Source organism: Arthrobacter sp. efr-133-TYG-120 (assembly GCF_030209785.1).
GTDB lineage: Bacteria > Actinomycetota > Actinomycetes > Actinomycetales > Micrococcaceae > Arthrobacter.
In genome coordinates, this window is record NZ_JARVRI010000015.1 from 175521 (window position 1) to 187537 (window position 12017).

General features: G+C 66.2%; 10 protein-coding genes. 6 read left to right on the forward strand and 4 right to left on the reverse strand.

Annotated features, from left to right (window positions below):
- Positions 1-19 precede the first annotated feature (19 nt).
- Entirely contained in the window at positions 20-538 is a 519-nt protein-coding gene (locus QRN51_RS10895) for a metallopeptidase family protein (RefSeq protein WP_284989848.1), read from the forward strand.
- Here QRN51_RS10895 and QRN51_RS10900 read toward each other — a convergent pair.
- From QRN51_RS10900 to QRN51_RS10910, 3 genes are read right to left on the reverse strand one after another with little or no spacing between them, the layout of a single operon-like run.
- Entirely contained in the window at positions 532-2193 is a 1662-nt protein-coding gene (locus QRN51_RS10900) for a DUF5719 family protein (RefSeq protein WP_284989849.1), read from the reverse strand. The two genes, QRN51_RS10895 and QRN51_RS10900, sit on opposite strands and share 7 nt — an antisense overlap.
- The gene (locus QRN51_RS10905) at positions 2186-5518 is read right to left on the reverse strand and encodes a glycosyltransferase family 2 protein (RefSeq protein ID WP_284989873.1); all 3333 of its coding nucleotides are present in this window, start codon (positions 5516-5518) and stop codon (positions 2186-2188) included. Before QRN51_RS10905 ends, QRN51_RS10900 begins: the two co-directional genes overlap by 8 nt.
- Entirely contained in the window at positions 5518-6063 is a 546-nt protein-coding gene (locus tag QRN51_RS10910) for a WhiB family transcriptional regulator (protein ID WP_084784377.1), read from the reverse strand. The genes QRN51_RS10905 and QRN51_RS10910 overlap by 1 nt, the downstream gene beginning before the upstream one ends.
- A 365-nt stretch (positions 6064-6428) precedes the next feature.
- On the opposite strand from QRN51_RS10910, the gene QRN51_RS10915 reads away from it, so the two are divergent.
- Positions 6429-7127: a TIGR03089 family protein gene (locus QRN51_RS10915; RefSeq protein ID WP_284989851.1), complete on the forward strand. Its 699-nt coding sequence runs from the start codon at positions 6429-6431 to the stop codon at positions 7125-7127.
- Positions 7128-7132: 5 nt separating this feature from the next.
- Here the strand turns inward: QRN51_RS10915 and QRN51_RS10920 are convergent, their stop codons facing one another.
- Positions 7133-7705 carry a GtrA family protein gene (locus QRN51_RS10920; RefSeq protein ID WP_284989853.1) on the reverse strand — a complete coding sequence of 191 codons (573 nt, stop codon included), beginning with the start codon at positions 7703-7705 and terminating at the stop codon, positions 7133-7135.
- A 171-nt stretch (positions 7706-7876) separates the two neighbouring features.
- Between QRN51_RS10920 and QRN51_RS10925 the strand changes: the two genes are divergently transcribed.
- From QRN51_RS10925 to QRN51_RS10940, 4 genes are all read left to right on the forward strand, one after another.
- Positions 7877-9064, forward strand: a complete 1188-nt coding sequence (locus QRN51_RS10925; protein WP_284989855.1) for a 5-(carboxyamino)imidazole ribonucleotide synthase — start codon at positions 7877-7879, stop codon at positions 9062-9064.
- Positions 9061-9654 (forward strand): 5-(carboxyamino)imidazole ribonucleotide mutase, encoded by a 594-nt coding sequence (purE, locus tag QRN51_RS10930; protein ID WP_284989856.1) that lies wholly within the window; start codon positions 9061-9063, stop codon positions 9652-9654. The genes QRN51_RS10925 and purE overlap by 4 nt, the downstream gene beginning before the upstream one ends.
- A 76-nt stretch (positions 9655-9730) precedes the next feature.
- Entirely contained in the window at positions 9731-10981 is a 1251-nt protein-coding gene (manA, locus tag QRN51_RS10935; protein ID WP_284989858.1) for a mannose-6-phosphate isomerase, class I, read from the forward strand.
- A gap of 3 nt (positions 10982-10984) precedes the next feature.
- On the forward strand, positions 10985-11920 hold the full coding sequence (locus QRN51_RS10940; RefSeq protein ID WP_284989859.1) for a lipid II:glycine glycyltransferase FemX: 936 nt from the start codon (positions 10985-10987) through the stop codon (positions 11918-11920).
- The last annotated feature ends 97 nt before the right edge of the window (positions 11921-12017 follow it).

Genomic DNA, 12017 nt, shown 5'->3' on the forward strand with positions numbered 1-12017 from the left:
ACGGGTCTAGAGTCGATATATGCAGTCACAGCACCACGTTCCGGGCTTCACAGTCCATTTGTCCGGCACCGGGGACAGCCAGGAAACGACGACGGCGGGCACGTCCGCACGCGGCTTCAGGGAGCGCCGCAGGAACCGCCACGGGCGGGGCTTGCGCGGCGAAATCATCCTTCCCAACCTTCCCGGCTACCGGACGCGCGCCGAAAGGTTCGACGACCTCGTGCTCGATTCCGCTGAACGGCTGCAGGATATGTGGGGCAAACGGCTCGACGGCGTCGCGTTCGCGGTGGACGAGATCCCGCCGAACCTTGAGGAACTGGTGGCACAAGGCACCGCTGCACCGCTGGGCTCGTACACCCCGGCAGCCCGCGGCGCGGGCCCCGTCATCACCATCTATCGGCGCGTCGTCGAGCACACCACCGGCGGCCGCGAGGACCTCCAGGACCTGGTGCACGACGTCGTCGTCGAGTACACCGCCGAGATGCTCGGAGTGCCGCCGGAGACCCTGGACCCCGTGTACCGCCGCCGGTATCAGTAACCGAGCGTGACCTGCACTTTTTCGTGGCCCGCAGCGCCATCCTGGATGGTCAGGACCGAAACGCCTGGTTGATCGCCCTGGCCGAGGACGAGCGCGCCGTAGGCCGCATCCCCTGCCGCCGACACGATGTAGCCCGAAACCGCCGCGCCGTCGGACTTGTCCGGAACGCCGATGACCGCGGTGGTCCCTCCGGCGATGTCGACCGTTTGCGCCTTGTGTACCTTGCCGTCCGAGGTGACCGGCGTGTAACTGACAGTGGCCCGTCCCGTCGGCACACCGAAGCTGAGGAAACGGGTCCCTCCTTGGGGTACCGCCATCACATGCTGGCTGCCCAAACGGACCGCAGCCGGAGACCAGGCGAAGTCAACGGGGTCCTCCGCCTTGAGCCCCCGCGTTACGCGGGAGGAAGCTGCGAAGGAAACATCCGAGGTAGCGCTGACGGTATACATACCGGCCGGGACGCCCGCGAGCGGCACTTCGGTGACCGAACCCGCCTTCGCGGTCACGGCTCCCCCGCCGGGCAAAGCGCGCTGGCCGTTCGGCCCGTACAAGCGCACGTCCACGACGGCGTCCACAGGACCGGGAACGGTGATCTGCAGGGCCGGAACGACGTCGGCAAAACCGGGCTTGTCCGCGAGTGACTTCACGGCGGCCGGGTCCTGGACGTCCACCCCGGTCATGACCTGGGAATCGGCGGCGCCGGCACCTGGAGTGATGACCTCGACGCCACCGGCGGTGAGGCCCCGGAGGACGCTTTGCTGGATGGTTGCCGCGACCGGGCCGCCGCTGCTGCGCAAATGCACCGAGAGCTGACCCTCGTTCGGGGCCAGTCCGGCCAAATTGATGGACCGGGTAGCTCCCGGCGAAACCAGCAAGCCTCGGCTGTCCGGGGCTTGGATCTGCCCATGGGCGCCGAACAGCTCGAGATTGACGGTAGCCGGGGTGCCCGAGGCATTGCTGATGTTCAAGACCGCCGTTCGCCCGAGTGCAGTGTTCGCTCCAAGGAGCCATGCATCATTGACCGGCTGCTGGCAGGGTGCGGCCGCCAGTCCGCGGAGGTCGCCGTCGCTCGCGGTGTAGCTCATCAGGCCCGCTACCGCGGCCTTCTGACCGCTGATGGGATCGGCGCCCACCACGGTGACGTCGCCCGCAGGCCGCTGGGCCACGACGCCGGCATTCAGCACGGGCGGCCCGGACGCAGGGGCTGGGGCGGCGGCGGGAGGCTTGGCAATATCGGCGATTGCAGAACCACCCAGCGAGGCGAGGTTGCTCCCGGGAACGGATCCGCCGGCGTCGCTGAGCACCACCGCGTCCAGGAAGCTCTTTGCCGAACGCGAAACAGGGCTGAACTGGCTGTCGGTGCCCGCGCTCGTTCCCTCGGCGAGATGGGGAGGTGCCGGACACACTGCGGCTGTCCTGCCCGCCGGGACATCCGCGAGGGTCATGTCCAGCGTTTTGCTTCCCGACGGCGACGGCAGGATCGAGGCTGCCGACACCATCCCGGCCCCAGCAGCAAGGAGCAACGTCGCGGAAAGCGCTCCCAACACAACGGCCTTGTTCTTGTTCTGGCCTTTGCTCTGGTTGTGGGCTTTGCGCTGGCCGCGCTTCCTCGACCCCGCTCCGGGCTCGGCTGCCGGTCCTTGGTTGTCAGACACTGCTGTACTCCTTACGGAGGGAGTTTTGTTCCTTCAGGAGGCCGGCTTTCGGCCTGCGGGCGGGCATGGGGATGGCCAGAAGGACGGTCAATCCAATCACCACGGCCTGCAAAATGCTGAGCCAAGGCTCCCACACGGTGGTATAGCGGATCTCGATCTGGCCGCCCGCGGACGGCAAGGTGAATGCTTGGGCCCATCCGGACGTCGTCGGGCTCAGTTGGCGGCCATCCAACCAAGCGCTCCAACCGGCATCTGCCCGCTCAGCGAGCACCACCAGGCGACCGTCCCCGCCCGCCGGGATGTTGCCGGTGGCAGAGGATCCAAGGGAAGGCAAGAGCGCAACGACGGCACCTTTTGCGTCCACCACCCTGACACGGTGTGCCGTTTCGGCGTCGGCCGCGGCGGCCTGGTTGAGCGGCGTGACCCGCCACAGCCACCCGGAATCGGTTTTGCCCACAGCCACCAGGCCGGGCACGGAATCGATCCGGTTGGCCGTCAACGGTGCGGCGGTGTCGGCTGACTTCAGAACCACGAATCCTGCGCCAAGCTGCTCAAGGGCGGGCCGCGGGTCAACCCCTGTTCCCGCGACAATCGTGGCTACGGCGTTCCGGATGGACGCGGTAGCGTCGTCGTCGGCCACGAGGCGTTCCTGCCCGGGTGATCCCACAATGGAACGTCCGGCAGCGACAGTCGAGAGCGAGTCCAAAGTAGTTCCGGCTCCGCGCATGAGGGACGACGTGTAGCCACCGTTCTCACCGGCGGTGATGACCAGCGTGCGGGTCTGTTCCGGGCCCTGGCCGTGGTCAACGGCCGTGGCCGGCAACGTGCCGGGACCTGCGGGCTGGACCAGTCGCGGCGTGCCCAGCGCGCCGCTAGCCGAGGGCGGGCTGTCTGGGCCGGCCAGGACATTCTGGGTTGCCCAGAGGCCCATGCTTGCCAGGGGTCCGGCAATAAGGAGAAGCGTCGCTACAGCGGAGACGATGCGCACTGCCGCGCGCTGGACCGGGCGGCCGTCTTCCGCCTTGGCCTTCAGGTGGAGGAGGTTATCGGCGCCGATCAGCGCCGCTCCCAGGAACGCGAACCCGGCCGCGGAAACTGCCGGACCCGTGAATGGCGCGACGAGCAGGTTGCCGTCGACTCCGGTTGCGACGTGTCCGGCGAGCCATGCCCAGGCGAGGAGCACAAGGGCTCCGGCCCAGAGGAAACGCGTGACGCGGGACCGGCCTCCGGGGACAAAGAGTGCGGCGATGGACAGGAGCAGGACCGGCGCGCCGATCAGCAGGGCAAGCGCCAGCGCCCACGGAATACCCGACGGGCCGAATAATGCCAAGCCGGCCAATCCGCCGTTGACGTCGAATTTCAAGGGTTGGCCAAGCAGTTGCTGCCACAACGGTGCGGCTTCGAATCCCAACGGGACGCCAGGATCGGCCAGCATGGTGCGGGGCCGTTCAAGCGCCGAGAGGACGTACGGCGCAAAGAGCGCGGCGCTTGGAAGCAGCGACCACCAAATGGTCCGGCCCCGCCGCCCCAAGGCGATGCCGCAAAAAACAATGAGGACGGCAAAGGGAGGAAGCAGGGATGGCGCAGAGGCAGTCACCACAGCCAGCGCCAGGCCGGCCGCGGCAGCAGCAGTCCACGACGGAGTGCCGTTGACGCCCGGTTTGCCCGGCAACGGCCTGGTTGCGGCGCGGCCGGACTGCTGGACCTGGTCCAGCGTAGTCCCGCGCCCCAGGGCTGATCCGGTGGCCCGGAAGAGTGCCAGCACCAACAAGGGCATCACTACGTGGGCCAAGAGGGCGCCGGCCCGTCCTTGGTTCACGGCGACTTGAAGGGCCGGGGCTGCGGCCCAGATCAGCGCCGCCATGAAGCGGTAGCGGCGCAAGCTGGTCATCGCGCCCGCGGCAAACCAGGCGCCCAATCCTGACAGTGGCATCGCCAACAACAACAGCCACACGATCGCCGTGCTGGAATCGCTTCCCCCGAGCAATGACACAAGCCACAGGATGTAGGCGAACGGATCCCCGTGTCCGGGCAAACCCGCGCCCAAGCCAATCCACCACGTGGATGCCGACCGCCAGATGTCGCCTGCGGCGGACAACGGCAAGAGGCCGCCGCCCGTCACGCCGTTTGCACCCAGGAGCCCCAGCAGCCCCACGATGGAGGCAGCCAGTGCAACAAACGCGGCGGCCACCGCGCCCGTCCCGATCCAACCCCGCTCATTCGTTGCTAGGGCCACAAAATCGTCACCTGCGTCACCGCTCGGTTCCGGAGCCAGGGAGTCGGTCTCCTGGAATTCGTCTGCGCCAATCGCCTCGACGAGGGAGCGTCGATGGGCCCAAACCTCGCGCCGCGGTGTCTGCAGGCCCTTGACCATTGACCGCGGCACGCGTCGCGTCCGGGCGGCGTTTCGCCGCGAACGCCAAATCGCCCCGGGACGGCCGAGCGCCGCAACGGTCGCGCCAAGCTGGGAAATTCCGTGACCCGGTTCTTTGACCAGGATGCTTAAGACGAGCCTGACCATGCTCCCGAGCAACGCGCCGAGCGCGTGCAGCGGAACCTTCCACGGCGAAGCGTGGGTGAGCCTCAAATGGACTTGGCTCTTGCGTGCGGCCGCAGGTGTCGCCAGGCTGTGGGGACGGTTCTCCACGTGGAGCATGCGCGCCGCCGGAACCACCACCACCCTGTTGCCCGCCAGCCAGTTGCGCCAACAGAAATCGACGTCGTCTCCCACTCCGGGAAGCGCGGGGTCGAAGCCGCCCAATTGCTCCCAAGCGTCGCGGCGGATCAGCATGCCGGCGGAATTCACCGCGAAAGTGTCCGTGCGCCCGTCGTATTGGCCCTGGTCGAGTTCGTCGGCTTCGATGAGCGTCAGCCGTTCGGCCCAGCGGCTCGTGGACAGGCCGGCGTCGACGAGCCTGCGTTCCGCGTTCCAGGACAACTGCTTGCAACCGGCCACTGTGACCGAAGGGGCTCGCTCGACTGCCTGAAGCAGTTCGGCGAGTGCATCCGGGGCGGGAGCGGCGTCGTCGTGCAACAACCAGATCCATTCCACGGCTCCCGGCTCCCGCGACGGTGGCGCCGAGCGGGCCAGGCCGGCCATGACGGCCGCACCGAAACCTGCTTTGTGTTCGCCGGTGCCGGTGACATTGGCCTTGCCGAGAGCCCGCTGCAGCAACGCGGCGGACTTGTCGCGGGAGCCCGTATCAATGCCAATGGCGGCATCTGCCGGACGCGTCTGGTCCAGCAGAGCCGCCAGGGTTCTGGGGAGATAGTTACCGCCGTCGTGCGAGACGACGACGGCGGTAACGTGTACTGCCTTGAGAATCAGACCGCTCGCTTCCTCAGCCTGCGGCGTTCACGCTCGGAGAGCCCGCCCCAGATACCAAAACGTTCATCATTGGCGAGTGCGTATTCAAGGCACTGCGAACGGACATTGCACGCACCGCAAACCTTTTTGGCATCCCGCGTGGAGCCGCCCTTCTCAGGGAAGAACGCCTCCGGGTCCGTCTGGGCGCACAAGGCGTCCGTCTGCCAGCCGAGTTCGCCTTCGTCGTCGAAGTCCCCCTGGCGCGGAAGCCCGATCCACACCGGCTGGGCCGGGTTGTCGAGCGGACGGCGCAGCTCCATCGGAGGATCGTCGAGATCATCCTCCGGATCTGCCGGCGTGCCTCCCACAAGAGCCTCGTGGGCAGCAAGAAAGGCTGTTGCCTCGTCTTCCAGCGACTCCCGAGTGGTCTCTATGTAGCGGTCCGCCGCCTGCGGATCTGCCGGGTCAACATACCAATCCCCCGGAACTTCACGCGACCGGTACTTCACCGACGCATATTCCGCGACGACTGCATCTTCCTGGATACGCAACGCTTGCCCCATGGCGTCCCTCCTGATGTGTGCAGCTGCTGCCGTGCTCATTCGGTACTCGGTTATGTACCCGATACTCCCGCAGCGGCGTTCGATATCTAATTACACGCGTGTAACTACCAAGCCGTCAAGCCGCGCCGGGATAATAATCAACTTTCCGCACTAACTCCCGCCGCGCCACGCCCGCGATTTTTTTGCCCCATCCGCGCGCTTCCGCGGAAAAATGGAAGCTTCGACTCACTTAAGATGTATTTTCATTGAATTTCAGGGAAATTGCTTGGCCCCTCAAGCTCCGTGCCGTCACCGGCCCTTGGCCCCGTGTGGCGCAAGTCATACCCGCCGGCGCCGGGCCGGACGCCCCGTGGCAAGATGTAGCCATGAACACCCCCGCGATGAACCTGATGGCAGCCCTGCGCTCCGGACACGCCACATCCCCCCGACTGACCTGGTACGGGCCGGACGCCGAACGGGTGGAGCTCTCGGGACGGGTCCTGGACAATTGGGTGGCCAAGACCAGCAACCTACTCCAGGACGAGTTCGACGCCGAACCGGGCATGAGCCTTCGCCTCGACCTGCCGGCCCATTGGAAGTCCCTCGTATGGGCGCTGGCCGGATGGCAGTTGGGGATGGAACTGGTGCTCGACGGCGGCAGCGCCGACCTGCTTGTCACGGACACCCCCGACGTCGGTGCGGGAGCCGACTTCGACGCCGTCGTCGCCGTGGCGCTCGCGGCACTCGCGATGAGCTGGCCGGGAGAACTGCCTGCCGGCGTCGTGGACTACGCGGCCGAAGTCCGCTCCCACGGCGACGTGTTCATGGCGCACGCCGAACCGGACGCCGCGCTGCCGGCGCTGCGCCGCCCTGAAGCCGGACACTCGCACGGCGAATTGCTGGACGGCTTCGCCAAGGAACACGACGCCGGCGTCCGCCTGCTGGTCCGCGCGGCCGACGGCTTGGAGTCGGCCCTCGCGGACGCACTGGGCGCGTGGAGCAAAGACGGTTCAGTGGTCCTCGTGCACCCGGACGTCGACGTCACCCGGCACCTGCTGGACAACGAGCGCGTCAGCGGCGCCTAGGCACGTCAGCGGCGCTTGACCGCGTCTTCGCCTTGGTCCGAGCCAGTCTCGGAGCTGGCAACATGCATGGCCTTGGCCTTGGCCCTGTGGTGGGCCTCGATGATCTCGTGGTCATGCGAGAAGGCGGGCTCTTCGTCGAGTTCCTTGTTGAAGACCAGGAAGCGGTAGGCGAAGAAGCGCACGACAGTGGCCACGAGGATGCCGACGACTCCGGCGGCGAAGAGGACGTTCTTGTCCTGGATGTTCATGCCGTATTTGGCGATGGCGGTGAGGCCGGTGGAGATGCCGATACCAATTCCGTTGATGATGATGAACATCACGAACTCGCGCACCACGTTCTGCTGGCGGCGGTGGCGGAAGGTCCAGAAACGGTTGGCGATCCACGAGAACACGGTGGCCACGGTGGCGCCGACAAAACGGGCCTTCGCCTCACTGTCCGACATCGGGCCGTGCATGAGATAGTAGGTCAAGCCGTTATCTATGACGAACGCAACACCGCCGACAGCGCCAAACTTGGCTACTTCGCGCCAAAAGAGCGAGGCGAGCCCGCGGATGCGATCTGCAAGTGTGTTGATCATGACCCTCCATGGCCGTTGTTCTAGGGGGCCGATGGGCCGAAGCCTCCATTTTAGCTCCGATTTCTTGGAGCTTGCCCATTTGTTCCGTGCCGACGGCTTCGCGCCGGGTTCCAAGGACCCAGCGGCGAGCAGAATCTGGGAACCAGCCGCTGGTTCGGTAGGCTGAACCTTGTGACTTTTCCTGTAATTGGCGTGGTGGGCGGCGGACAGCTCGCACGAATGATGGCCCCGGCCGCAACCGCTCTCGGCTTTGAACTCCGGGTCCTTGCTGAAGGTGAGGACGTTTCCGCAGTCCAGGCCGTAGCAACGGCCCCCATTGGCGACTACAAGGACCTCGCGGCCCTTCTTGAGTTCTCGGAGGGCTTGGACGTCATGACCTTCGACCACGAACACGTTCCCACCGAGCACCTCCGGGCCTTGATCGAGGCCGGAGTCAACGTCCAGCCCGGCCCCGATGCCCTGGTGCACGCGCAGGACAAACTGGTGATGCGCGCGGCGATCGACCGCTTGGGGCTCCCCAATCCGGCGTGGGCTGCAGTCCACGGCGTCGAGGACCTCGTGGCATTCGGTGAGCAGACCGGTTGGCCGATCGTCTTGAAGACCCCGCGCGGAGGCTATGACGGCAAAGGCGTGCGCATCGTCCATTCCGCCGTCGACGCCCGGAGCACCACGGACTGGTTCGACGCCATGAGCCCGCTGCTCGCGGAAGAGAAGGTTGACTTCAGCCGCGAGCTTTCCGCCCTCGTCGCAAGGACCCCAGACGGCGAATCCCGTGCTTGGCCGGTAGTCCACACCGTCCAGGTGGACGGCGTTTGCGACGAAGTGATTGCGCCGGCCCAGGACATTCCCGTAGAAGTCGCCGCGGCGGCCGAAGAGGCAGCGCTGCGGATCGCCAATGAACTCGGCGTCACGGGCGTCATGGCGGCCGAACTCTTCGAAACGCCCGGCGTCGGAGTCGGCTTCCTGGTCAACGAGCTCGCCATGCGACCGCACAACACCGGCCACTGGACGCAAGACGGCTCCGTCACGAGCCAGTTCGAACAGCACTTGCGAGCGGTCCTCAACCTCCCGCTCGGTGCCACCGACGCGCTCGGCGCAGTAGTTGTCATGAAGAACTTCCTGGGCGGCGACAACCAGGATCTCTTCAGCGCCTACCCCAAGGCCCTCGCCTACGAACCTGCCGCAAAGGTCCACTGCTACGGCAAGTCCGTGCGGGCCGGCCGCAAGATCGGGCACGTGAACCTCGTCGGCAACTCGACGGCGGACGTCGACTCCATCCGACGCCGCGCCACCGTAGTGGCCGACATCATCCGCGACGGCCGCATGCCGGCCGAAACCACCTCCGAGGAGACCGTATGAGCGCAGAGAACATGGAAGCCGAAAACGCGGATGCGGCTGTCGCCGCCCCGATCATAGGCCTCGTCATGGGCTCCGACTCCGACTGGCCGGTCATGGAAGCCGCGGCGGACGCCCTGGCAGAATTCGGCATCCCTTTCGAAGCCGACGTCGTCTCAGCCCACCGCATGCCCACGGAAATGATCCGATACGGCCAGACTGCCCATGAACGTGGCCTCCGCGTCATCATCGCGGGAGCCGGCGGCGCGGCCCACTTGCCGGGGATGCTCGCCTCCGTCACCCCGCTGCCCGTCATCGGCGTCCCGGTCCCGCTGAAGACCCTGGACGGTATGGATTCCTTGCTGTCCATCGTGCAGATGCCCGCCGGTGTTCCCGTCGCCACGGTGTCCATCGGCGGCGCCCGCAACGCCGGCCTCCTGGCAGTGCGCATGCTGGCGTCCGGAACCGACGAGCTGGCCGTGCGGCTTCGCGGCGAACTGCTCGAATTCGCCCAGGAGCTCAACAACACCGCCACCGAGAAAGGCGCCCGGCTCCGCGACAAGGTCGCCGAAGTCTTCTCCACCGCGAACGTCTCCGCCCGAAGCAGTCGTTAAGAGCCCGGGCAGCCGTTAAGAGGTCATCCCCGGCAATCCCGAATGTACCGTCCCGCAATGACAAGGATCCCCTGCCGTGTACCAGCTTGAGAATGTTCTCCGCCCCTACGCATGGGGATCGACGACGGCGATCGCCGCTCTGCTGGGAAGGCCCGCCTCGGGCGGTCCGGAGGCGGAGTTGTGGATCGGAGCGCACCCAGACTCGCCGTCCGTGGCCACCCGTCCGGATGGATCGTCCGTCGCCTTGGACGCCCTGATCAAGGTGGACCCCGTGCATTTCCTCGGTGAAACGAGCGTGGCCGAATTCGGTCCGCGCTTGCCGTTCCTCACCAAGCTCCTTGCGGCCGACAAGCCCCTGTCCTTGCAGGTCCACCCTCGCTTGCAGCAGGCCAAGGACGGATACGCGAAGGAAAATGCCGCAGGCATGGCGGCGGACGCGCCCGAGCGCAACTACCGGGATGACAACCACAAGCCCGAGATGATCTTTGCGCTGACCCCGTTTCACGCCCTCTGCGGTTTCCGTCCGGCCGCGGATTCGCAGCGTGTCTTCGAGCATCTCGCAACCCTCCTGGACCTTGCCGCCGTCGACGTCCCGGACGTCATCACCGGTGTCATCGCGGATCTCTCGGAGCCCGATGAGCCCTCGGCACTCAAGGCTGCGTTCACCCGGCTGATTACCGGCGGGGATGCCGTCTCCGCCGCCACCGATCAGGTGGTTTCCATCCTGAAATCGGGCGCACCGATGGGTCAGCACGCCGCGGAACTCTCCACCTTGATGGACATCAACAATGAGTTCCCGGGCGATCCCGGTGTCCTGATTTCCCTGCTCTTGAACCTCGTCTTCCTGTCCCCGGGCGAATCGGTGTACCTGCCGGGCGGAAACGTCCACGCCTACCTGAAAGGCCTCGGTGTCGAGGTGATGGCGGCCTCGGACAACGTGCTCCGTGGCGGCCTCACCCCCAAGCACATCGACGTCCCCGAACTCCTGAAGACCATCGAATTCGCTTCCCTCGGCGTACCGCGCATCGAGCCCAGGATCTCCGGATTCGGCCAGGATCTCTATGTGCCGCCCTTCAAGGAATTCCAGCTCCAGCGCATCGAGTTGGCTCCCGGAGCGGAACCGGTGCCGATGGCGCAAGCCGGTCCCGCCGTCGTCGTCGTGGTTTCGGGTTCCGTGGTGCTCGACTCCCCCAAGAGCGAGCTCGCCGTGGAACGCGGCGGGAGTGCCTTCATCCCGGCATCCGAAGAGCCCGTGATGGTGCACCCGGTTTCCGGCGCAACGGGAACCAGCGTCGCCTTTGCCGTCACCACGGGCCTGGGGAACTAGAGGGTGGAGTACTTCCTGCAAACGCCCGCATGGGCGGCCTTCCAGCGATCCCTCGGCCGCACCGTGCACGAGGAGTCCGGTCCGGGGTGGCGTTTCCTCGCGGTGGAGGAAAAGAACCCGGCTGGAAAGGTCATCTACTCCCCCTACGGCCCCGTGGCCGACTCGTTGGAAGCCTTCGACGAAGCCCTGGCCGCGCTGGTGGCGATTGCGCGCCGCAGCAAGGCGGTGTTTGTGAGGATGGAACCCGTCACTGCTGGATTTGAAGCGGCCGACGCCGCTGCGGTGCTGGGGGGACGCGGCCTGCAGCCCGCGCCGTCCAACCAGCAGCCGGAATTGAGCTGGATCGTGGATCTGGACGGCGACTTCAAAGACGTCCTTGCGGGCATGAAACCCACCAACCGGAACCTGTACCGCAACATCCATAAGAAGGGCGTCACCTTCCGGTCCTCGCAGGATCCCGCAGAGATCTCGATACTTCTCGACTTCCTCCACATGACAGCGGCACGCAACGGCTTCAAGCCCCAGAGCGACGACTACCTGAGTTCGGTGGCCCGCTCCCTCATGCCCGCTGGTGCCGGCACGCTGTTCATCGCCGAACTCGAGGGCGAACCCATTGCGGCCGCCTTGGCGTACGACTCCGCCGACACCCGCACCTACGCCCACGCAGCGCTCGATGACACGCACCGCAAGCTCAGCGCGGGCATTCCCTTGCTCGTGACGCTCATGGCCGATGCCAAGGACAAGGGGCTCAAGCACGTCGACCTGTGGGGCGTGGCCCCGGAGGACGAGCCCGACCACAAGTGGGCCGGATTCACCGCCTTCAAGAAGTCCTTCGGAGGCAGGGAAATCGCCTACCCAGGCACCTGGGACCTTCCCGTCAACAAGCTCCGCTACGGGGCCTACCAGCTGGCCCGGAAGCTGCGCGAAAAGCTCCGCTAGGGTCCCTTCGCGCGAACTGGCAGCAATTGCCTCCAAATCTCGGGCAAAGTCATATGGTCGTAGCAACGCTCTGATTGATGGAGCGTTTTCATGGTCA

Excerpts from the sequence above, each read along its gene's own strand:
- QRN51_RS10895 (WP_284989848.1), top strand. The coding sequence starts at position 20 with ATGCAGTCACAGCACCACGTTCCGGGCTTCACAGTCCATTTGTCCGGC.
- QRN51_RS10910 (WP_084784377.1), bottom strand. The coding sequence starts at position 6,063 with ATGGGGCAAGCGTTGCGTATCCAGGAAGATGCAGTCGTCGCGGAATAT.
- QRN51_RS10915 (WP_284989851.1), top strand. The coding sequence starts at position 6,429 with ATGAACACCCCCGCGATGAACCTGATGGCAGCCCTGCGCTCCGGACAC.
- QRN51_RS10920 (WP_284989853.1), bottom strand. The coding sequence starts at position 7,705 with ATGATCAACACACTTGCAGATCGCATCCGCGGGCTCGCCTCGCTCTTT.
- purE (WP_284989856.1), top strand. The coding sequence starts at position 9,061 with ATGAGCGCAGAGAACATGGAAGCCGAAAACGCGGATGCGGCTGTCGCC.